The following is a 20,807-nucleotide window of genomic DNA, read 5'->3' on the forward strand; positions in this document are numbered from 1 at the left end:
CTCGAGGAGACCATCTACCTAGGAGCAAAACGCCGTTGATCACAACACTCGATAGCGGTCGCTACTTTCACGTCTCCGGAGAGACCAGCGATGAAATTCAACAGGATCTGGACAAGGCCGTCCAACGGGCCGAAGGCTACGCCCAGCGGGAAGGATGGCAAGGAGTCCTCGTCAGCCGCCACCAACCGAACCTCTACACCGTTGCCGTAAGCGCGGAGGTGCCTTACGGCCTGACAAGAGAACGAAACGCTGAAATATCCCCTGGCACCTCAGGATCCCGTTCGGCGGTGTAGTTGTCAGGGGGTCCGGCATCCGGCTGGCAGCGTTTGTGGCGGCGGACCAAAGTCAAGTACCTGTGTGCGCTTCGATGGTGACCAGGATGCATGGCAGTCAGGCTCTTTGTCTGGCTCCGAGCGTGCCCCTGGTAGAGGTTCGCGTGAGTGAGGTCCTGTAAGGCTGCCCGACAGCTAAGCTGGTACGACAAAAGCCAAAGGGAAAGGCAGGAACCATGGGCGGGGAACCCGACCGTCAGGCTGCAGATTATCGTCCCGTGGTACGGGTATCAGCGGCTGAAGCTGTCTTGCGTGTCATTCGGAAGGACATTGAGTCAGGCCTTTACGAGGTTGGCGGGCGCTTGCCCTCTGAAGCGAGGTTGGCTGAGCGTTACGGTGTGAGCCGACCGGTCGTGCGCGAGGCCCTGCTCGCATGCGCAACATTGGGACTGACCGAAACTAAAACCGGTCGCGGCACTTTTGTCATTGCCGCTCAGCCGGACACGGCCCTTCGTCTCGGGCAGTACTCGACCCAAGAACTGTTTGAAGCACGACCTCACATCGAAGTCCCTGCTGCCGCCCTGGCAGCCGAACGCCGCACCGATGACGATCTTCTAATCCTTCGAAACACTCTAGCGGCTATGACAGCCCTAACCCGGACCCCGGGCGGAGGTGACAGCAAAGAGTGGGTGGCCTTGGATGCTGCTTTCCACACCGCAATCGCGAGAGCCGGACGGAACAAGGTATTTGAGAAGATGCTAGGAGAGATCAGGGACGCCATGGCACAACAGTCGGAGATCCTTTTCATCCTTAGCCCCCGCCAGCACGTGTCCGATCAGGAACATGCTCTGATCTTCGACGCAATCGCGAACCGCGACCCCGCGGCAGCACGGGAATACATGACCAAACATCTCGATGCCGTAGCCGAAGCTGTCACTACTGTCACCGACCAAGTAACCAAGACATAAAACCTGGTTCTCCTGCCCATGCCGAAACTCTCGGCAACAGTTTTGCAGGACATTCGGACCAGGTCCGCCTGCTCGTCCCCCGCCGGCGCGAGAATTTTCCCTATCGTCGACAGACTCGTCATGTCAGCGGAAACTACACCCCAACCTGACGTCAGGCTGCTGCGGCAAAAGCCGTCAGAATAGGGCCCAATTTTTCCTTTGCTGACAAGGACTCGGGGAAGTCATGGACCCCAACGTGACATCGTTGAACCCGGCAAGCACCCCCAGCAGTACTGTTGTCTGCTCTGGCAATAGCGGCCTGCCTGTTCGTAAGGAGTCAGCGCCCCTGTTTCCGGATACGCCAGGTCCCTGCCCCTTACTCATCGAGGGAAAGGTGGCCAAGATCAAGTTCGTCCGAATCCGAATAGGCTTGTGGCAAAAGGTGGGTCGCGACCGTCAGAGAGACGCGTCCTACCCGCAAGTCTGGTTGAAGTCGATCATTGATACGCGACTCAATCCGGGTGAGCATTTCGTTCCACAGGCGTCGCAGAAGTGCATCTCGATCTTGCGCGTCCGAGTCGAAGGTCTCGACAAGAAAGTCGGCAACGCGATCCGGGTCCCTCCCAAGAGTCTGTCCCAGATCTCCTGGTGGTACGTCCGGCAACCAGTCCGGATCGACCAGGAAGATCACGGTGACGGAGGCGTCGTGCTCGGCGGAATACTCCTCGTCGGGCAAGACCCTGATCATGTTGACGGCATCATCGAAGATTCGGCGGAGGGACTGGTGCCTTCCATTTGCAATTTTTTGGAGCGGCCTCAGGGCGGTGACCAGATCATCGGGAAGCGCTGGCCGAGAGAAGGGGCGTCCCAGTAGGTAGGCTAGCCTACGTCGCTCAGACTCCTGCGGCATGCTCACCACCTCGGCATTGGCAGCTACGCTGCGGTCCACCGACGTCGCTTGACCAACGTCCGCAAAGGCCCATTCAGCCACCCATGGCACCGGCACGTACTTGGGTTGAGCAAGACTACTCGCAGTTCTTTGCTGGTTCCCTTCAATCCGCACAATCGGCGCTACCAGAACAAGGGCATCCCCACCTATCGTGCGACGCTCTTGAAGGTCACACGTTTGCGTCAAGAGCATGACCAATCCTGTTGCCGTACGAGCAGGTATGACTGCTGATTTGGAAGGTCCGACGCTCTTTGCGGGCAGCGCATCAACAACTTCCCTCGCAACCGGGTGAACTGCATGCATCGTCGATGCAAGGAACGGAAGAGTGGGGACGCGAAGCACAGCACCCTGCAATAACTTAGCAACGGCGGAAGCGACCGCGCCAAGATCAGCGTCAATATCAGCCAATTGCTAGCTCTCGTCACCTTCGTCAACGATGAGGACAGCAACAGACTCGTCAAGGCCTCCTGTTTGAGTAGGCACGTCAACGGCAGGACTGTAAGCGAGTAGTTCCCGAGGGGTTACCACGGGCCGCGACCTCTTGTACTGCTGTCGAATGTGAGAGCTAATGGTGCTCAGGCGGGTCGTGCCGTCGGCAGCCGGACTAAGAAGATACGAGCGCGCATCTGCTGGTCCAATCCCCCGAAGTTCTTGAATGAGGGCGTTGTAAAGAGCCGTGATTCTCTTTGCGTTATCTCCGTTGACGATCGCACCGCTAATCCAGTTATGGATGGTTCGGCGGCTTACTCCGAGGACCTGGGCGATCTGGCCCCAGTCCAAGCCGGACCGCTGCTGAATGCTGCGGAGCGATTCCGAGAAATTTCGATGCCGTGTGTCTGTCGCCAGTCGGTAGCCAGTCCCTGGCGAGACTAGGCTTTCGACAGACATTTCCCTAATGTCACTAACGGGAATAGAAGTCACTTCGAAATTGTCGAAAGGCGCCGGTAGCTGAGGGAGGCTGTACCCCGTAACCGGAGTTGCGTTTACTCTCTCATCTAGCTGCATGGTCATGACTCGACTCCCGCCTCAACGCCATAAGTGGTTCTGAATTCATCGGTTACAGCCCAATAGAACACTTGATAGGCACGCTTGGCCAAAAGGCGCGCCCTCTCGATCACCTCGTCAACAACGAATCGAAGACTTTCTTGGTTAGAGGAGTCAATGTCCAGGATCCAGGACGGGCCATCCACGGGGGAAATGTTGGGGTCAAATTTGGCATTGGCAGGCAACAGAAGGCTGCGCACCAGAACCTGTGAGTTGGTCGAAACATCATTCAGGCCGACTTGGGTGGATTGGTGATCCACGAGGATGTCATCTTCTACTTCCGACAACATTCCCAAGAGGGATGGGTGAACTAATTTTCGTAGACCTTGGGGGTTGAGAATGCGGTCGGTGTACCGGACACCGACCCTCGTCACTTTCGGCGGCTTGCGGACTTGGGCGACAGCTTCCAACACCGCTGAAGTCCTCTCTAAGAGGTCGTCACGATCGAAATAGGCCCTTGTTTCGAGTGTGACTGCGTCTTGTGCCACGGTGACTTTCCAGTAGCCATCCACATCTTCAAAGGTTCGGAAAGTTTCAACCGGTAGATTCGCGGGGCCACCGAATACCGATAGCTGCGCCCCTTGAACGGTTCCCCGAATCGGGTAATTCGGATCGAGAAGGGCCGCCAACTTTCGCTCGTTGTCGTCGTCGACAAGCTCTGGGACTTGAGCGAAACGTATTTGGCACATCGCTTGGACCAAGGGGGCTTTCAAGAGCATCAGTTGGGGCGCTTCGCTTGTGAACGAAAATGTCACGTGTTCTCCTGTTTGCGGTAGGTTCACACTGTACTTCACACCATGCCGGTGTTCAATCCCCAAGCAGGGTTCCCACCCCAAGGCCAACCGTCAATGTCCGCTGCCCACAGCCGGGGACAATCCTGATGGGTTATCCACCGCTACTGCTGCTGAGGGAGCTTTCCCGGTGGCTCCCGAGTTCCAGCCGTGGATAACCCGGATTGACCCCAACTGTGGACAGTCCGCGTGGTCACCTAGGGTGTTGCAACGGGCCGGTTTAGAACAGCCCGGGGGGTGGTTCTTCGCAGGGTAGTGGGGAGAGTTTGGCGCGGTGGCCGTCGTCCGGGGTGCAGCCTTTGAAGGGCCCGTCGGTTGAGAGCAGGACGGACATGTGGTGGTCTGCGTGGTCGCGCCACCACACGCTCATTCCTGTGGTGCCGTCCAGGCGCAGAAACTCCCAGGCGCGCCAGAGCGCTTCGAGACGGCTGATCGCTTCGGCGTGTTTCCACCATTGCGGGCACCAGGTCACGCCGCCCTGCACGTTGAGTTGCCGGCGGTAGCTGGTGGCCAGCTTGCCGCTGACGAATTCTGCCACGTTTGGGTAGAACAGCTCAGGCTCGTCCTCGTCGTTTCCGCCCTGATCTGTGGTTTCAGCTGGGGTGTCTTCCAGTTCGTCGTCCCACTCCCCCAGTCCTTCACTCATGAGGGGCACCTGCGGCGATCCACCGGTTCCCGGCCGCGGCTGCTGGCCTGTTGGCCGGGTCGTGTGCGGCGATGGAGGCGCGCACCGCGTCGGCCTGTGGTCCGCTCATCCAGGGCACCGTTTCGAGCAGTGCGGCGGGGGCGCCGGAGGCGAACATGATGGCGCGGCCACGGGGAAACGCGGCCAGGTCGGAGACGTCGAGGGTGCGTTCTTTGCGGTCGTCGTCGTGGCTGTAGGAGGTGCCTTGTTTGGAGCGGCTTCTGGTCATGTTGGAGTAGCGGTATTCGCCCACGAGCTGGGCGAGTTCGTTGAGGAATTCGGCTTCTGCGACGCCGCCGCCGTAGACCTTGATGTTGGAGGCGCTCCAGAGCTTGCGCATCCCGTCGCGGCCCCATACTTCAACGCCTTGGGACCAGGACTGGAGGATGGTCATCAGGACGATGCCGCGGGAACCGTAGTGGCTGTAGAGGTTCGGCAGTTCGCGCCAGCGGCAGACGTTGGCCGCTTCATCCAGAACACCGACCATGGGCGTGGCCAACCGGCCGCCGGGCGAATGTACGGCGAGTTCTTCGGCGGCTTCGACCGTAGCCACGGTCAGGGCCGTGACCAGCGGGCCGGCGGTACCTTTGCCTTCCTTGGACAGGCTGTACAGCGTGCCCTTGGAGCGGACGAATTCTGCCGGATCGAACTGGGGCCGCTCGTCCTTTTCACCCTGGGGCGTCACCCACCTCGCCACTTGGCGGTTGGTGAGGCAGGATGCCATCTGCAGTGCCGTGCCGTACACGCCGCCGCGTTGCTTCTCGGGGGCGTTGATGACGCCGCCGACGGCGTTGGAGGTCTGGGTGAAGCCGTGGGCTTTGAGGATGTCCACCGCTTCGTCGTCGGCGGGACGGGTCAACCAGGTGTGCACCTGCGTGATCGGCCGGCCGTCGAGGGCTGCGGCGAGCAGGAGCCCGGCAAGGAGATCCTGGCCGGCGGGATCGAAGTAGGCGTCCGTTTTGGCGTCCGGGCCGCGGGAGCCGGCTGCGAAGTGGTCGGCCAGGCGTGCCGCTTTCACTTCGTCCGTGACGTAGGACAGGGGGTTCCACCACCAAGAAGGTTCCTCGAGGGCGACGGACTGCGGGTCGAAGACCCAGACAGGGCCCTCGGCAGCGCGGACATCGCGGGTTCCGTCGACGATGTCCCGCTTGTTCGAGGTCACCAGCGCCGCTCCCGGGGCGGCAAGGATCGCCGGGATAGCCCGGGACGTCGTCTTGCCCGTCCTGGGTCCCCAGATGTCGATGTGCATGTCTTCCCAGGAGCCGTAGACCATCTGCCCGCCCACGACCGTCTTACCGACCGGGACACCGGGTGCGCCTTTCACTCCGAGACGTTCGGCGGTGGCCGTGGCCCCGCGCAGGCTCAGGGCGCGCAGGTCCTTAGCCTTTGCCATGTGCTGGGCTGCGGCGTCCACACGGGAACGCTTGGACCGCTTGCGCAGCACCGCACGGACCACCAGAACGGCCAAAAGGATGATGAGGACGCCGAAGCCGATCAGTACCCAGGTGGCGGCCGCGGGCCACGTGACCTTCTGCGAGAGCAGGCCGAAGACCAGTTCAAACGGGTTCGCCGGCAGTGTCTGGCTGTCATTGGACAGCAGCGAGCCCAGGTGCACGGCTCCGGCCACCGAGCCGACACCGAGCACCACGGCGGTGATGAAGACCCAGAGCAGGATGGTTTCGCCATCCATTCGCGAGCGTTTGCCGCTGTTTGGCGCACCCATCAGTTGTCCCCTTCGCCGTTCCGGCTGATCGTCCAGCGCTTGTTCGTATCGTGCAGTTTTTCTTCGACGCTGGTCAGCTTAAGCGCGACCGGGATCCCTGGGCGGCCGCCGACTTTGAAGAGGAACTTGCCCAGGCCCGGGCGTACCCGTTTGCGGGATCCACCGACGTCGGTCCATGACCCCGGGTCAGCCCACGAGATGAGGCGGGCTTGCTCGGCCCGGGAGAGGGTGACGGCTTTGTTGAGTTTTTCCATTTCGGCTCCGGGGAGCGCGCCGCAAACGACCATGCCGGAGCGTTCGACGAATCCGCGGGCTTTCATCCGTTCGGATTCGGTTGGCAGGGCTTCCAGGTCGCTCATGGTGTGCGTGATCATGGCCTGACCGACGCCCTCGGTCCGGTTCAGGCGGGTCAGCGAGTCAACCCGGTCTACCATGCCTTCACCGGAGCGCAGGGCCCGCCACAGTTCGTCCATGACGACGAAGTAGTTCCGGCGCGGTTCCAGGCCGGCGTCAGCCAGGGTGTGGGCCACCTGGACGGTGGCGAACCCGGTTGACCAGCAGGCCAGCAGGCAGGCCGCTTGGATGTCCCTCTGCGTGTCCGAGATCCCTGACAGGTCGAAGACCACGGGTTTGGTCAGGTCCATCGGCTGATCGGTGGGCTGGGAGAACATGTCCGAGAACCGGCCCGAGCCGTCGAGGGAGTACAGCGACTGGCGCAGTTGGTCGGTCGCGTCGAGGTAACGGCTCATATCGCCGCGGTCCAGGGCGATCGCCCGCAGCTCGTCGGGTGCGTCTTTGATGACCTCGATCAGATCCCCGATCAGGGGAACGCGGTCCAGGCGCTCGTCCAGGATGTGCAGTGCCCGGTCAATCAGGGATTCCTCGTGCGCGCTGGGCTTGGCGTTCCGCACGATGGTGATCAGCGCCGTGATCATGTTCAGGCGCCGGTTGTGCGAGTCGGCCATCAGCTGTTCGGCCAGCTTCTCCGCCTTCACCGCTGCAGCGAGCAGCGGCGCGGCCGCGGACGGGTCGCCATCTGGATCATTCAGGGTCCGGTTCGCTTTGGCCCGGTGTTCCTCGGCCGAGGCGAGCAGCCTGACGGCGGCTCCCGTGGCTTCCCCCGGGTCCAGGACGTTCAAGTGGCCGCGTCCGGGACCCAGGCTGATGACCTGCCCGCCAAGGGCTTCGATCAGGTCAACGTAATCCGGCTTCAGGTCACCAAGGATCAACGGGTTGATGCCACGGCCTGCCAAGCCCAGGACGATGTGCCGGACCAGGGTGGACTTGCCGTAGTGCGGCAGGCCGAGGACAAACATGGAGGGGTTGTTGATCATTCCGTGCATAAACCAGCTGATCGGATCGGCGCCGAAGGGCGCTCCGGTGTCGGTGTGAACGCCGATCGGGACACCCAGGATCGGGGTGCCGGAGCCGCCCACGAACGGCCAGAGACCGCAGACCTGGACCGAGGTTCCGCGCCATTCGTCGGCTGCCGTGACGTAGACAGCTTCGCCCTGTCCGCGGCCGCGCCAGCCCCGCAGGCCCGGGCGGCGGGCGATCGCGGCCGCGAGCTTCGTGGCCGGGGCATGTGTGCGCTGGTGCTTGGTCTTGCTGCCGAACATCACATGGCCTCGCGGATCTCTTCGGGAACCTTCAAGTGCTTGGGCAGGACCAGCCCCAGCGGCAGGGACGCGGCAAAGGCAGAATCCTGTGAACCGTAAGCGCGCCGCAACAGCAGACGTGCCGACGGGCCGAGGTTTCCCTCCACGACGGCCACGGCGTCCTCAAGGTCACGGGCGGACAGCACCGTGGCCGTGACCACCATGCCGAAGTTGACCAGCCCGGCACCCTTGGCTTCCTCCGCTGCGGTGGCCTGCGCAGCGCGCGCATCGACCAGGGCGCGGGCGGTGGGCCGGTTGGTCGAGGAGGCCCGGGTCAGGGCGCTGGTCTGGTCCGACTCCACGATGGCGGCCGCGCGGCCGGCTTCGATCGGCCGGTACAGCAAGGTGACCCGTTTCCGGGCAATCTCCCCGTGCGGTGCCACCAGGCGGGCCAGCGCTGATGCCAGAATGTGGCCGCGGGGTGCGCCCGTCATTGACCAGGACACAGAGTGCCCCGAATCGTGGCGGTAGCCGTCCCAGTCGGCTTGATGGGCGGACGGTCCGACGTCGCCCCAGTCCAAATCAACGGGTGTGCCCTGATAGTGGGCTTCGTCGATTAGCCGGGCCGCTGCAGGGTCGTACGCGACCCGGACGACCTCACACAGTTCCTGAGCGTTCAACGGCGCGCACGCGCCGGCGCCGGTGGATTCCAGACGCTCGGTCAGGCTGGGAAGCCGTGACGCGAGATCCCTAGCGATCTCTTCTGCCGTGCGTCGCTTGCCGCCGGCCCGGGCAGCGGCGCTGAACGTCAGCGCGACCCAGGCACGGATCGTGGCCGATCCCTGCGGATAGGTCTCCAAGGCCTCCCGGAGCATGGCCTTGGCAATGGCCGGGGCATCGTCATGGATGTTCGATTCAACTTCCCGGCGCAGCCGCGCCCCGGAATCGGGTGCGGTTTCGACCGTGACGGATGCAGCCACGACAGCTGGCTCATTCGACAACGAGGCCAGCCAGCCGCCCCAGTTAGCCACCCAGGCATCAATCTGTTCAGGATCGACCAAGGACGCCCCGTCGGGCTGGGTGCCGAAGACAACGGTGTAGTGCGCGGTGGAAGGAAGGTGGAGCAGTGCGAACGGGCGGCCGTAGGAGTCCGTGAACTCGTACAGCTTGGAGCCGGCAGAGATTCCCGGCAGCTGGAACTCGCCCCAAGGCGTCAGTCCCAACGGACCGGAGCGGTAGATGTTGGCCTTCTTGCGCCGTGCTGAGCGGAACGCCATCCGGGCGAAGACCCGCTCCCCTAGAGACTTGTTGTGCTTGTCGGTCACCGAGACGGCGGCCAGCGCCAGCCCAAGAATGAACAGAGCAACGAGCCCGGCGAACCAGCCGCCGACAAAGAGACAGATCACCGTGATGATGAGGCCAACAAACAAACCGGCTGTTGCCAGTCCACCAAGGGTGCCGATGCCCGCTTTGCGCGGACGCCGCCAGTTGCCGTAGGTCGGTTCCCTGTATGTGTTCTCGATCGCTGCCATCTCAGGCACCCCCCGTGGATTCTTCGCTCATGTCTTTGATGGCACCGGAAGCGGCTTGGCCTGCTTCAACGCCCTTTTGTGCTGCCAGTACGGCGACACCGCCCGCGCCCGCGGCCACAGCGCCACCGCTGGCCGCTGCTCCGCTGCCTGCAGCAGCATTGCCGGTGCCGGTAGATGCTGCCGCGCCAGTGGCTCCGGCGCTCCGGGTACCTGTCTTCCCCGCTGTCCCGGACGTTCCTGCCGCTCCCTGGCTGCCAGTGCCCGAGGGGCCCTGCGATCCAGGGCTTTGACTCGAGGTGCTGCTGGTTGTCGTCGAGCTGGTGGGTGATCCGCCGCCGCGTCCGGCGCTGCCCATGCTGATCGCGCCCGAAGCCAGTGCCCCGACCGTCCCTGCTGCCAGACCGCCACCGCCGCCAGCGACAGCACCAACCATCGGGGTGACGAACCGCATGAGGGCCGGCATGGCGAACAAAGCAATGATCATCAGAGCCAGCCCGGTGACCGTTGCCAGGAGCGCGGAGCCGAAGTCCTTGCCGTCACCGGCGTTCCCGAAGATCTTGCTGCCGCTGAGCTGGAAGGCCGTCGCGTAGACAATGGCAGCCGCCGGCTTGTAGAGAATGAAAGCGATCAGCCAAGCTGTGCACTTCTGGAACCAACCCCTGCCGGCCTCCGTGTTGCTGAAAGCTGCAGCCGTAGGGAAGATCCCCGTCAGGATGACGAGCAGGCCGCCACGAACGATCATGAGCACGATCTGCATCACGGAGGCCAGAATCGCAATCAGCCCCAGGAGAATGATCATGATCGACCCGATCGGGCTGGTCGCCGAAAGCGCCAACAGTGCCGTGATGTTCTCGTTGAACGAGGTCCCGTTCGTGGAATTAGTGATGATCCAGGCTGAGAACTGATCCGCCGCGACCGTCAGCAGTCCCACTGCTGCCACACCGGCACCGGAGACGACTATCAAAGTCGCCAGCGAACGCACCAGATCCCGCAAGGGCGCACCCCTGCGCTCAATCGTCATCTTGGCTGCACCCACGAGGACAGACATCACAGCCAGGGAAGCCGTCCAGAAGTAGAGACTGTTCTGCAGGAACAACACCGGGTCACTCCCGGTAGACCCTCCCGGGGCTGCGGTTAGAGCGGGAGTTCCCACGTTCACCCAAAATGTCCCGAGTGTTTGGACTGTTTGTCCAACGGCATCGGCAATAGCTTTCGCCATGTTCTTGACGGCATCATTGGCGACATCTTCGATGGCCGCCCCTGCCTGGCAAAAGGGATTTATTGCATTCAAGCCGGAGCAGTCAGCCATTAGACACCGGCCCACTCAACGTAACCACTGAGGTCACTGAGCTGTCGCGCCCCAGTATCCCCTGTAGCCGGCACAACGAACTTCCAGTCGCCCTCGTACCACTGGAGCGGAACCGGAATGGAGACGAAAGTTCCGTTTGCACCCTTGAATGCGAGATCAATGACGGCTCGGTCAGCCTCATAAGAACGGAATGTGAAGCCGGCCAATTGGGCGGTCACGGAGTTTGGGGCGGCTGTGGGGGATGACTTCAGCACCGCATCTCGCTCCGGGCTTGGTACAGCCAACTGCTGATAAACGAGGTCCGCTTTTCCAGCTGCGGACAACGCAGTCATGTTTGCCGCTGCATACAATGCACCGGTTGGTGAGTGTGCGAAGCAGGAGCGGAGGCCGTTGGCTTCGGTCTTGCCGGGGCCGAACTGCGTGGGCGATGTTGGTGCGGCGATCTTGCCGACCAATTCCCATTTGGTGTCGGCGGGTGTAGTGGCCGGCTTGGCCTGGTCACCGGATGGCAGGCCGCACACGCTGGCCGCCGACGTCGCCGTAGGTTGGCCGCTGCTGGTGCTCGTGCTGGTGGTGCTCGGTTCAGGGGACGCCGTTCCGCCGCCTCTGGGAACCAGGGCCAGGATTACCCCGAGCGCGACAATGATCGCCACGACAACGGCCGAGATGATGAACTTAGGTTTGGTCAGCGGATTCTGGTCTTCGTTCACTGTCGGTTCAGTCATGGCTCGGCTCCTTAGACCAGGGCGCCTACGACGCCGCCTGCGGAGGCTGCCAGGATGCACCCGCCGAGGACCCATGCCAGACGGCCGGCATGCTCGCCGCCCTCGCCGCGTCGGTTGTTGATCATCATCGTTCCGGCTGTGATCAGGATGCCCGCCACGGCCAGGCCGAAGACGATCCATGCGACCCATTTGAGGATTGTCAGTAAGCCTTCAGAACCGGGAGGTGCCTCACCTGTGCCCGGGTTCGGTATCTCGGTGATGGCAAAGCTTGACCATTCCATGGCCTTGGAGAACAACATGAGTTTCTTCTTTCTACGTGGCCGGGAGTCCGGCGGTGGCCGTTGTTGCGATGTGCACCTGTTCAAGGGTGGTGCGGGCTTCTTTGGGAAGTTCCTCGATGGCGATCTCGTGGCCGTAGCGCCATCCGTCTACCCACGGGAAATGCCACATGTGGGGCACTCCCCCGCCGACGACGCGGGCGAAGTCGCGGATCTCTTTGGGGAGCCGTCCGGGAGCGTCAGCCATAACCATGAGGCCTGCGACGTGGATCCCGGGAAGAGATCCCGAGGCCCATTCCGTTGCTGCCAACCGTGCTGCGCGAAGGCCTGGGATATTGGACCGGGCAACTAGGACGATCACGGATCCGGCTGCCGTCAAAGGCCAGTGATGTTCGGCGGCCTTGGAGCTCTTGTCGAGGCGTGCAAGCGAGGTTTCGCCGGCGCCGCCGTGGACGCCGAGCCACCAAAAGCTCGGTTCCCTCCCCGCAACGTTCCTTCGGGGAAGCCGGTCCGCCTGGTCCGGCTGCGGCACACTCAGCTGTGGCCTCGTCGCCCCCGTAGGGATGAAAGGCGGCTCTTCCGGGATAGCTGGAACGGGTTCGTCGATAGTTTCTGCGCCGAGCGTCACCCAGCGATTCTTTGAGACCGGCATTTCACATCCCCTACTAATGTCCGCAAAGATCGTATCGGTACCATCCGACACGAAAGGCCAAAAGTGACCGCAAACAACAGCTTTAGTACCTTTCAGTCACTTCTAGTACATCACAGTACCAATTTGTGGTCTACGATGGCTCTATGCGGTGGGACGGACTGAGCGTGGACCCCAAGTACCTGGAAGCACTCTTCGCCAAGTACCCGGAGCGTCTTACGCCTCAGGACCTCGAAGAGATCTTCGGGTTGTCCCGAAACACCGTCTACCGCTGGCTCCAAACCGGAGTGATTCCTGCTTACCAAGTCGAGAAGACATGGTTGATCGCCAGAGATCAAGTCAAGGACTGGGTCTGGGAGAACCGGAACACGCTCAGGAAGGGCCAGACACCAGAAGTGAACGACGAGGACCAGACCTAGGGCGAAGCAGCTGACGAGCAGATGTGAGGGGGACACATGCAATCACGAACGAGCGCGCCTGCGCTGGTCGCCGGTGCCGTCCTTGCACCCGTCGGCTTGGTACTGTCCATCATCCTGTTCGGCGGGGGCTCCCAGGCCGCGGCCGACGTCTGCTCACCGACCGGATCCAGCGTCAGCGTTGACGCAACCCAACTGCCCAAAGTGGCTGTCGCCGGCTACGAGGGCGAACAGCTGAAGAACGCGGCCCTGATCATCAATGCAGGCAAAGCCCTTGGCCTGTCGGCCCGGGGGCAGACGATCGGCGTCATGACGGCCATGGGCGAATCCGGGCTCCGTGTCCTGGACTACGGAGACGGCCCGGGACCTGACTCCCGGGGACTGTTCCAGCAGCGCGACAACGGCGCGTGGGGAACCTACCCGGACCGCATGAACCCAACGGCATCAGCGACCAACTTCTTCACCGCCCTGCAGGAGATCAGCGGGTGGGAACAGCTCGAACCCACCACGGCCGCGCACCGGGTCCAGCGCAACGCCGACCCGTTCCACTACCAGCCCTACTGGGCGGCCGCCGTCGAGGTCGTCGCCGCCCTGGCCGACGTTCAGATCACCGATGCCGGGGGGGAAAGCTCCTGCGGGATCCCCGGCCAATCCGGCAAAGACGATGACCTGCCCTGGCGCACAGCCAAGATCTACGAGCCATCCCCGCTGGGAATGTACAACCGCGAATGCGTCGACTTCGCCCTCTGGCGTGTGAACCAGCAGCTGGGCAGCACCACCACCCCCTACAAGGTCCTGAACGGCACCTTCCGGCCTGACGGTGCCGTGCTGGGGTCTGCCCTTACCTGGAAAGACGGCTGGGACGCCAAGGGCTGGCCCACCGGTGGAACGCCACGTGTTGGCGCTGTCGTCTGGTACTCCCCCGGCACCGGGGGCGCCGACGGCACCTACGGCCACGTCGCCGTCGTCAAAGCCGTTAACGGTGACGGCAGCTTCCTGGAAGAGGGCTACAACGGCAACCCCGCCCCGAATGACCACACCTACTACACCCGAACCGTAGAGAACGGCACTCCCAGCGCCTTTCTCTACCTGCCCGGCAGCGACTCACCGGAGGAACCATGAAACGCGCCCTGACAGCCCTCGCGGCCCTGCTCGTGTGCACGGCCTGCGCGCCGGTATCCACCTCAACACCCGCAGAACCGTCACCCACCACTTCCACCACCAGCCCAGCCACGCTCAGCGCTGGCGGTAAGCCCCAAGCTCCCGGCGGCACAGCACCGGCCACCCTGGGCATTGCCTGGGACGAGGCAAGCAAAACAGCCGCGCTGGAAACGGCGACCAAGGCCATGACGCTGTATGCCCGTCCCACGGTCACGGACAAGCAATGGATCCAGGAGCTCGGGCAGCTGCTGACCGCCCAAGCAACCGCTGATTACCAATACGTTGACCCGGCCAACATCCCGGTCAGCAGGATCACCGGAACGGGCCAGCTCATGATCGATGAGAACAACGGTTTCGGCTGCCATGTCGTCTTTCCCACCGATGCCGGCGACTACGACGTGCAGCTGCTCCGCAGCGCAGCCGACAAGCCCTGGCAGGTCAACCGTTTCACACCCCCGAACGGCACAAAGTAAGGACAGATGATGGAAACTCAAGCGCTCGACTTCCCCAAGATCAACGCCGTTCTACGCACCAACGGAACCGGCGAAGTCACCATCAACGGAACCTCCCACGCTATCGAGGCCGCCGACGAAGCCGCCGTCCTTAGCGATGCATTACGAATCATCACCGAAACCGCGGCTCAGCTCGGCCGACCCGTCCGCGTCAGCACCACTGACCCGGACGGGCAGGGCCTCATCATCGTCTCCCCCGAAGGCGTCGTCAGCGAGGCCGCACCGATCAAGCCCACCCCGAAGCGGGAGCAGGACACCCTGCCCGTTACGGCAGCCCCTTCACTGGAAACGGCCAAGGCCACGACCACGGCCGCGCCTGCACCCACGCCTGTTTCGGTCCCCGATGCCTCTGCGGCCGAAGAAGTGCCGGCACAAGCTGCCGACGCCGCACCGTTGACCTTCAGCGCAGCCGTTACGGCCGCGCCCGCCGGGGCGCCCGCACGGGCTGCCACAGCAGCCGCTGTGGAGCCTGCCACCCGGCGCAGTCTCAAAGACACTTCGTTCCTCATTAGCGCGCCCGTGCTCCAGCCGGCCACGCGCGGCTGGCGGGGCGTTCTCAGCCGCTTGGGCTTCCGCATGGACCCCTCGGCCGAGGAGCTGGCCGAACGGGAAGACATCCGCACAGTGAGCCAGCACTGGCCCGGCCCCCGCACCGTAGCCGTCGTCAACCGCAAGGGCGGAGCGAACAAGACTCCCACCGTCGTGATGCTCAGTGCGATCCTGGCCCGCTACAGCGGCGCAGCGACCGTCGCCTGGGACAACAACGAATCACAGGGCACGCTCGGCTGGCGCACCGAAAAGGGCGGCCATGACAACAGCGTCCTGGATCTCATCGACTCATCAAAGGCGCTGCTCTCCCCCAGCGCCCAAGCAGCCGAGATCGCCCGGTTCGTCCACCACCAGACCTCGGACAAGTTCGACGTCCTGCGCTCAGACGAGAACGAGGAGGGCGACCACGAAGTGACCGCAGAGGAGGTGGACATCGCCCACCAGGTACTCACCCGCTACTACCGTCTGATCGTCATGGACTCCGGAAACACGGCCCGCGCCGCAAATTGGCGGCGAATGATCCACCACACTAACCAGCTCGTGGTCCCCGTGACAGCCATCGAAGACCGCGCCGAGGCCGCGCGCCTGACCCTCCAAACCCTGGAATCCCGCGGCGGCCACGACGCCGAGCTGGCCCGCAACGCCGTCGTCATCGTGTCCGAATCCACCGACGCCAAGCGCAGCATGAGCGGCGACGCCCTCAAACGCGCCAAGGACGAGGCCCGACGGATCGCTGACGGCTTCGCCCCCCATGTACGAGCCGTGGTCCGCATCCCCTACGACCCCGCACTGGTCAATGGCCCCATCCGCTACGACGCCCTCCAACCAGCTACCCAGCGCGCGTGGCTTGCCGCAACCGCCGCCGTCGCAAAAGGTTTCTAAGAGCGATGAAACCGACACGCCGTACTTTATGTCCAGTCCCCAGCGTTTCAGAAACTAACGTGAGGGGCATGGCAATTCAGAAACGCGCACGCGGAGGACGCCCTTCTAAAGGGGACCGTCATGTTCTGACTACCCGGCTCCCCGTTGCAGACGCAGAAAAGTTATTCGCTGTAGCAGATCACCAAGGGCAGTCGGCTAGTGAGTTCATCGCACATGCCGTTGCTGAAAAGCTCGCCGCCATCGACATGACATTCGTTGCCGGCCAGGGGGAACTGCCTATCGGCCGTATCGCCTCTTAAAAGAGGAAGGCCCGCACTAGGCGGGCCTTCTCGAAGCATTAAGTCCAGATCCAGTTCTTGGCGGGACACGATCTGAACTTTTACAACACCCACGCTGTGGGTGCCATTTGTGTTACCTCGAAAGGAACTACTGCACACCATGGTACCGGAACCGGTATCGGCGTCAACGCATGCCCTTATGGGTGTCGCGCCGTACGTGAAGCCAGAAGATGCATGGAGCCTTGCTCCGATGATTGCTGGCGCCCCTTCTTACCGATTTGGTCGTTGGATTGGCTCGCGGTTTCAGTACCCCCGGCCGAGCAACGCACCGAAAATCACTCGGGTACTGCCGGAACGTCCTGCGGCGGTAATGGTGCATGGCCCGGATGGCAGTGTTGCCACGCTGTGCCTGGACTTTGACACGTCCAAGGCCCTCAAGGGTGTGGTTGACGCGGACGCTGCCCGGGTGGGGCGGTTGTTGTCGGCGTGCGGGATGGTTTTTGTTGAGGACTTTTCCCCTAGTGGCGGCCGCCACCTGTACATCCCACTGCGGGACCGTATCGGCGCAGCTGAAGCCAGGGAACTGGTCGAAGCACTCGCACTGACGGCCAGGAGTCTGGACCCGAGTCCGCACCAAAACATCACGGATGGATGTATCCGCGTCCCTGGATCGGTGCACAAGGCTGGCGGGCACCAAACCCTAATCACTCCACTCTTCCAGGCCTACGACATCCTGCGGCGACGCAACCCAGCCTCTGCGCTGATGGAGCTTCGGTCCGCGCTGGCTCCGGAGCTAACCCGGAAGCGCGCACTCAAAGCCCGTGCAGCCAAGACTGTTGCCGGACAGCGAACCGGGATTCTGCCGGCACTACCGCTAAATGCTGGTAGTGAAGCGCCGCTGCGCAAGGTCGCCCGAACCGGTCTGTACGACACGGCCAGGTACAAGGGCCCATCCGAGGCTCGCATGGCTGTACTGAACCACTTCAGCGCCTGCGGCTGGTCCCTGCAAGACGTCGAGAACGAACTCACCGGCCAGTTCCCGGGGCTGGCCGCCCTATACGGAACCCCCCAACGCCAGGGGCGACTCCTGCCCTACGAGTGGACCAAAGCCCAGTCCCTCACTTCCAACCAAACCCTTCAGAAACGACACCCCCGTAAACACAGGAAAAAGAGTGCCCCTATTAACAACACAAGCCAAACTTTAACCACCGGGGGGGCAGCAAACCTTAGCAGCGCCGGTGTGCAGCAGCTCGTAAACGATCTGGAAAATGTCCTTTACGCAGTCCTCGATCACAGACTGCAAGCCAGAGGCCGGCAAGGCCTAAGCCTCCGCCTGCTCATTCGTGGGCTACTGGGCTACATGAGAGCCAAGGAAACTGATGTTCTTGATGTTGGATGTCGAACTCTTGCCGTGGCGATGGGAAAACACCACGTCACCATTGCGCGGCTTTTGCCCGTCCTGGTTGCTGCCTCCGATGGAATCCTGACTAAAGTCATGGACGCACGTCACAAAGCCGCCGACGTGTACCTCATCCAGCTCCCCGAGCAGTATCAACAACTAGCCCGCGAACTAGCTTGGCGAAAAGGAAAAATTCATGCCATTCGGCCTGTTTTTCGGGCACTCGGGGACGCTACAGCGCTGGTGTACGAAGCCATCGAACGCGGCCGCCACTCCCCCACAACTGCGGATCTCGTGCGGGCCACCGGTGTCAGCCGGAATGCATGCTCGGCCGCGTTGGCCGAGATGGAAGCGTTGGGTATGGTCCAACGCCAGGGATACGCGTGGAAGACCACCACAGTCAACTTACGCATGCTCGCGGCACGACTCGGCGTCATGGATGACTACCTTGATCAAATCAGCCGTAACCGGAATGAACGCGCTGCTTGGCACGCCTACCTAGACCGGTTTCGTACCCCCAAGGTCGAAGAGACTGACCTGTTTGATTTAGAACGGGACGAGTACTGGATACCACCCGACGATGCGGCAATTTGGCATGCAGCTTGAGGCCGGAATGACAGGAAAGACTTAGGACTGCATTACGGTGAAGGCCTGCAAGCAAGTCGAGGAGGATCTTCACGATCTCGAGCGTGAATCTCATTGGCTGGCACCCCCCAGGTCTATGCCTTATGGAAAGCGGCCTAAGACTCTTAGTTCTTGCCGCCTGTTGTGAACCCCGCCGTCGGACAAAGGAGCATGCGGAGAGAATCAATCTTGACGTATTTATTATTGTGGCGTTCTACTGTTGCTGGTGGGGCGGCTCTTCTGCGGAACTCTGTGCACTCTCAGACTTTGGGCCTTGGAAGTGTCTTCGGGTAGAAGGGCTGGCAACTCCCGAGTGTCCCCGGCTCAAACGAGTTGGCCCCAATGTTGGCGCTATGAAGATGTCATCGTCACGCAATAGCCCTTGAGTCTTGCGCCCCGGAGTACGGGCGTGTGCCCTCAGCCCTCTTGGGATTAGAGACATATGAAATAAATCCAGACGTATTTATCGCGTTCTCATGCGGTGGCCGCTAAAGGCGCGACCATGCAGTGCCGGTGGAAGTCCTTGAGGGCACTCTCCGGGCTCTTCTCTGGCGAGCAGCTGGTGCCCATGTGCCGCCAGGGATAGTTCTCCGTCGCCTCCCGGAGCCAGGCGTTGGATCTTGGGAACCGCCCCTCTTCCCCTATAGCTTTGCTTTTATGTAGCGACGCGCCGAGATAAATACGTCATGACGTAAAGATAGACGGATAGATTGATAGCCAGATGTCCAGTTTGAGATTGGGGCGGACGTGTAACGCTTCGGCACTAATAAATACGTCATGACATAAAGATAGATTGATTGACGGATTGATAGATGGGCAGACAGCCAGATTTATTAATTGCAATTGAGGTGACATGTGAAAGTAACTGCGATAGGGAATCGAAAGGGCGGAGTCGGTAAGACCTCTGTGACATTGGGTCTTGCCACCGGTCTGAAATTGATTGGCAAAAAAGTGCTGGTGATCGACCTGGATCCTCAGGCAAACGTCACCGAAGCACTTGAAGGTTCCGGTGAGTTCGACGTTTTCGACGTGTTGTATGGGGGAGATGCCGGCACTTTGGGTCAGGCCATCACCAAGACCTCTTGGCCTGGCATTGATCTCATCCCGAGCTCCGAATCGCTTGCGCGGCTGGAATCGGAAAGCATCATGACACCAGAGTTGCGGTTGAAGACCGCCGCCTGGGGCGCTGAGGAATTGATGGCATACGATCACATTCTTCTGGATCTTCCTCCCGCGTTGGGTCGTCTTACGCTCAATGGCCTTATTTGGGCTGATCGAGTCCTTGCCATAACGGAGCCTGCGGCCTTCTCGGTGAAAGGCGTCACCGAATTCCTGGAGACAGTGAAGAAAGTGCAGTCGTTACCGCACCTGAATCCGGCACTTGAGTTCCTAGGAATCATCATCAACAAGACCAGTTCGCCCCTGACAGGGGAGCATGCCTTCCAAATCGGCGAACTGGAGGCTGCCTATGGGCAAGACGTAAGGAGTCCTCACCTTCCGCTCAGGACCGCCATGCAGGACTCTGTCAGTTCGAGAGCCCCTCTTACAAAGCTCAACAGCAGGGGAGCTGTAATCATGACCGAAAAGTTCATCGAGCATGCTCGCTTTATCGATGGAGTCAACTGATGCCAGTAGAGAGAAAATCAGCGATCCGCAAGGCACCCGCTGCGGACGTAGTCGATGTTCTGACCTCCCGAAGCGACAGTAGGCAAGAGCTGCCTACGGAACCTTCGCGTGCGCAGTCACCTGACCCGCTAGAGGTTGCTCCTCGAGCATCGACAAACAGGCGGCCGGGACCGGGCCGTCCCCGAAGCAAACGTCGGATGGAACCCTTCTCCTCAAAGATCGAAATCGAACTCAGAGACGAGATGGATGACTATGTGGCCGAGCACGGACTTTCCATCATCGACTTCCTGGATGAGGCGGTCAGGGACCGCCTCAAAAAATAATTACGTCTTGACGTAATTACTGCTTGGATTATCTGCAGCCGGGCAACGTGCTGTTGGTCGCGGACCTGACCAGGCTAGGCCGTAGCACCGTTGACCTCGCGGACATCGTGACTCTGTTGGGCCAGCGGGGGATAGGGTTCCGATCCCTGGCTGAACCTTGGCTGGATACGACCAGTGCCCACGGCAAGCTCATCTTTGACATGTTCGCTTCCCTTGCGGAATACGAACGATCACGGCTATCGGAAAGAACGAAGGCTGGGCTGGCCGCGGCAAAAGCGCGAGGCCGGCTCGGCGGCCGCCCGCGGTCGATGACGCCAGGGAAACTGGAAACGGCCCGGCAACTGCGCAACGAAGGAAAGACTCTGAAGGAAACGGCTGAGCGGCTTAGCGTCAGCGTTTCATCATTGACGCGCGCTCTGCTGCGCCAGGACATTTAGGCCTGGTGTCAGCGACACCTGGCGTCTCCGCTGAGATGCCGCTCGTCCGTGGGCTGACATCCAGCGCTCCGGTTGTCTCTGGTTAATGCTCACGGCGG

General features: G+C 61.8%; 21 protein-coding genes. 11 read left to right on the forward strand and 10 right to left on the reverse strand.

Annotated features, from left to right (window positions below):
• Positions 1 to 35: 35 nt before the first annotated feature.
• Both ACWRN3_RS19400 and ACWRN3_RS19405 read left to right on the forward strand, forming a co-directional pair.
• Positions 36 to 293 (forward strand): hypothetical protein, encoded by a 258-nt coding sequence (locus ACWRN3_RS19400; RefSeq protein ID WP_476741648.1) that lies wholly within the window; start codon positions 36 to 38, stop codon positions 291 to 293.
• Positions 294 to 508: 215 nt separating this feature from the next.
• Positions 509 to 1,240 (forward strand): FadR/GntR family transcriptional regulator, encoded by a 732-nt coding sequence (locus tag ACWRN3_RS19405; protein ID WP_207605981.1) that lies wholly within the window; start codon positions 509 to 511, stop codon positions 1,238 to 1,240.
• 355 nt (positions 1,241 to 1,595) lie between these two features.
• Here the strand turns inward: ACWRN3_RS19405 and ACWRN3_RS19410 are convergent, their stop codons facing one another.
• The 10 genes from ACWRN3_RS19410 to ACWRN3_RS19455 all read right to left on the reverse strand — a co-directional run bounded on the left by ACWRN3_RS19410 (position 1,596) and on the right by ACWRN3_RS19455 (position 12,481).
• Positions 1,596 to 2,576, reverse strand: a complete 981-nt coding sequence (locus ACWRN3_RS19410; protein WP_207605982.1) for a hypothetical protein — start codon at positions 2,574 to 2,576, stop codon at positions 1,596 to 1,598.
• A gap of 599 nt (positions 2,577 to 3,175) precedes the next feature.
• Entirely contained in the window at positions 3,176 to 3,967 is a 792-nt protein-coding gene (locus tag ACWRN3_RS19415; RefSeq protein WP_207605984.1) for a TIGR04255 family protein, read from the reverse strand.
• A gap of 256 nt (positions 3,968 to 4,223) precedes the next feature.
• Entirely contained in the window at positions 4,224 to 4,649 is a 426-nt protein-coding gene (locus ACWRN3_RS19420) for a DUF4913 domain-containing protein (RefSeq protein ID WP_207605985.1), read from the reverse strand.
• Complete coding sequence (locus tag ACWRN3_RS19425) at positions 4,642 to 6,411, reverse strand: type IV secretory system conjugative DNA transfer family protein (protein WP_207605986.1); 1,770 nt, start codon at positions 6,409 to 6,411, stop codon at positions 4,642 to 4,644. The genes ACWRN3_RS19420 and ACWRN3_RS19425 overlap by 8 nt, the downstream gene beginning before the upstream one ends.
• On the reverse strand, positions 6,411 to 8,030 hold the full coding sequence (locus ACWRN3_RS19430) for an ATP/GTP-binding protein (protein ID WP_207605987.1): 1,620 nt from the start codon (positions 8,028 to 8,030) through the stop codon (positions 6,411 to 6,413). The genes ACWRN3_RS19425 and ACWRN3_RS19430 overlap by 1 nt, the downstream gene beginning before the upstream one ends.
• Positions 8,030 to 9,541, reverse strand: a complete 1,512-nt coding sequence (locus tag ACWRN3_RS19435; RefSeq protein WP_207606037.1) for an SCO6880 family protein — start codon at positions 9,539 to 9,541, stop codon at positions 8,030 to 8,032. The genes ACWRN3_RS19430 and ACWRN3_RS19435 overlap by 1 nt, the downstream gene beginning before the upstream one ends.
• Before the next feature lies 1 nt (position 9,542).
• A complete protein-coding gene (locus ACWRN3_RS19440; RefSeq protein ID WP_207605988.1) occupies positions 9,543 to 10,850 on the reverse strand; it encodes a TrbL/VirB6 family protein in 1,308 nt (435 codons plus the stop codon).
• Positions 10,850 to 11,575, reverse strand: a complete 726-nt coding sequence (locus ACWRN3_RS19445) for a DUF8175 domain-containg protein (RefSeq protein ID WP_207605989.1) — start codon at positions 11,573 to 11,575, stop codon at positions 10,850 to 10,852. The genes ACWRN3_RS19440 and ACWRN3_RS19445 overlap by 1 nt, the downstream gene beginning before the upstream one ends.
• An 11-nt stretch (positions 11,576 to 11,586) precedes the next feature.
• Complete coding sequence (locus tag ACWRN3_RS19450) at positions 11,587 to 11,874, reverse strand: hypothetical protein (RefSeq protein WP_009358107.1); 288 nt, start codon at positions 11,872 to 11,874, stop codon at positions 11,587 to 11,589.
• Positions 11,875 to 11,887: 13 nt separating this feature from the next.
• Entirely contained in the window at positions 11,888 to 12,481 is a 594-nt protein-coding gene (locus ACWRN3_RS19455) for a DUF6668 family protein (protein WP_242703286.1), read from the reverse strand.
• A 188-nt stretch (positions 12,482 to 12,669) separates the two neighbouring features.
• Between ACWRN3_RS19455 and ACWRN3_RS19460 the strand changes: the two genes are divergently transcribed.
• The 9 genes from ACWRN3_RS19460 (at position 12,670) to ACWRN3_RS19500 (ending at position 20,709) form a co-directional block, all read left to right on the forward strand.
• Entirely contained in the window at positions 12,670 to 12,921 is a 252-nt protein-coding gene (locus ACWRN3_RS19460) for a helix-turn-helix domain-containing protein (protein WP_476741649.1), read from the forward strand.
• 36 nt (positions 12,922 to 12,957) lie between these two features.
• Positions 12,958 to 14,040: a CHAP domain-containing protein gene (locus ACWRN3_RS19465; RefSeq protein WP_207605992.1), complete on the forward strand. Its 1,083-nt coding sequence runs from the start codon at positions 12,958 to 12,960 to the stop codon at positions 14,038 to 14,040.
• Entirely contained in the window at positions 14,037 to 14,552 is a 516-nt protein-coding gene (locus tag ACWRN3_RS19470) for a hypothetical protein (protein ID WP_207605993.1), read from the forward strand. Before ACWRN3_RS19465 ends, ACWRN3_RS19470 begins: the two co-directional genes overlap by 4 nt.
• Before the next feature lie 6 nt (positions 14,553 to 14,558).
• Positions 14,559 to 16,022 (forward strand): MinD/ParA family ATP-binding protein, encoded by a 1,464-nt coding sequence (locus ACWRN3_RS19475; protein WP_207605994.1) that lies wholly within the window; start codon positions 14,559 to 14,561, stop codon positions 16,020 to 16,022.
• A gap of 68 nt (positions 16,023 to 16,090) precedes the next feature.
• Positions 16,091 to 16,321 carry a hypothetical protein gene (locus tag ACWRN3_RS19480; protein WP_015062388.1) on the forward strand — a complete coding sequence of 77 codons (231 nt, stop codon included), beginning with the start codon at positions 16,091 to 16,093 and terminating at the stop codon, positions 16,319 to 16,321.
• Between the two features lie 139 nt (positions 16,322 to 16,460).
• Entirely contained in the window at positions 16,461 to 18,305 is a 1,845-nt protein-coding gene (locus ACWRN3_RS19485; RefSeq protein ID WP_207605995.1) for a helix-turn-helix domain-containing protein, read from the forward strand.
• Positions 18,306 to 19,178: 873 nt separating this feature from the next.
• Positions 19,179 to 19,949 carry a ParA family protein gene (locus ACWRN3_RS19490; RefSeq protein ID WP_056332006.1) on the forward strand — a complete coding sequence of 257 codons (771 nt, stop codon included), beginning with the start codon at positions 19,179 to 19,181 and terminating at the stop codon, positions 19,947 to 19,949.
• A 197-nt stretch (positions 19,950 to 20,146) separates the two neighbouring features.
• Entirely contained in the window at positions 20,147 to 20,272 is a 126-nt protein-coding gene (locus ACWRN3_RS19495) for a hypothetical protein (protein ID WP_009358100.1), read from the forward strand.
• Between the two features lie 23 nt (positions 20,273 to 20,295).
• A complete protein-coding gene (locus tag ACWRN3_RS19500) occupies positions 20,296 to 20,709 on the forward strand; it encodes a recombinase family protein (RefSeq protein WP_242703287.1) in 414 nt (137 codons plus the stop codon).
• Positions 20,710 to 20,807 lie beyond the last annotated feature (98 nt).

The organism is Pseudarthrobacter sp. rb (assembly GCF_056389225.1).

What these genes read in the sequence shown, in the direction of transcription:
- ACWRN3_RS19495 (WP_009358100.1), top strand. Translation starts at nt 20,147, where the DNA reads ATGGAACCCTTCTCCTCAAAGATCGAAATCGAACTCAGAGACGAGATG.
- ACWRN3_RS19405 (WP_207605981.1), top strand. Translation starts at nt 509, where the DNA reads ATGGGCGGGGAACCCGACCGTCAGGCTGCAGATTATCGTCCCGTGGTA.
- ACWRN3_RS19485 (WP_207605995.1), top strand. Translation starts at nt 16,461, where the DNA reads ATGGTACCGGAACCGGTATCGGCGTCAACGCATGCCCTTATGGGTGTC.
- ACWRN3_RS19465 (WP_207605992.1), top strand. Translation starts at nt 12,958, where the DNA reads ATGCAATCACGAACGAGCGCGCCTGCGCTGGTCGCCGGTGCCGTCCTT.
- ACWRN3_RS19420 (WP_207605985.1), bottom strand. Translation starts at nt 4,649, where the DNA reads ATGAGTGAAGGACTGGGGGAGTGGGACGACGAACTGGAAGACACCCCA.
- ACWRN3_RS19445 (WP_207605989.1), bottom strand. Translation starts at nt 11,575, where the DNA reads ATGACTGAACCGACAGTGAACGAAGACCAGAATCCGCTGACCAAACCT.
- ACWRN3_RS19430 (WP_207605987.1), bottom strand. Translation starts at nt 8,030, where the DNA reads ATGTTCGGCAGCAAGACCAAGCACCAGCGCACACATGCCCCGGCCACG.
- ACWRN3_RS19470 (WP_207605993.1), top strand. Translation starts at nt 14,037, where the DNA reads ATGAAACGCGCCCTGACAGCCCTCGCGGCCCTGCTCGTGTGCACGGCC.
- ACWRN3_RS19475 (WP_207605994.1), top strand. Translation starts at nt 14,559, where the DNA reads ATGATGGAAACTCAAGCGCTCGACTTCCCCAAGATCAACGCCGTTCTA.
- ACWRN3_RS19480 (WP_015062388.1), top strand. Translation starts at nt 16,091, where the DNA reads ATGGCAATTCAGAAACGCGCACGCGGAGGACGCCCTTCTAAAGGGGAC.
- ACWRN3_RS19450 (WP_009358107.1), bottom strand. Translation starts at nt 11,874, where the DNA reads ATGTTGTTCTCCAAGGCCATGGAATGGTCAAGCTTTGCCATCACCGAG.
- ACWRN3_RS19425 (WP_207605986.1), bottom strand. Translation starts at nt 6,411, where the DNA reads ATGGGTGCGCCAAACAGCGGCAAACGCTCGCGAATGGATGGCGAAACC.
- ACWRN3_RS19435 (WP_207606037.1), bottom strand. Translation starts at nt 9,541, where the DNA reads ATGGCAGCGATCGAGAACACATACAGGGAACCGACCTACGGCAACTGG.
- ACWRN3_RS19440 (WP_207605988.1), bottom strand. Translation starts at nt 10,850, where the DNA reads ATGGCTGACTGCTCCGGCTTGAATGCAATAAATCCCTTTTGCCAGGCA.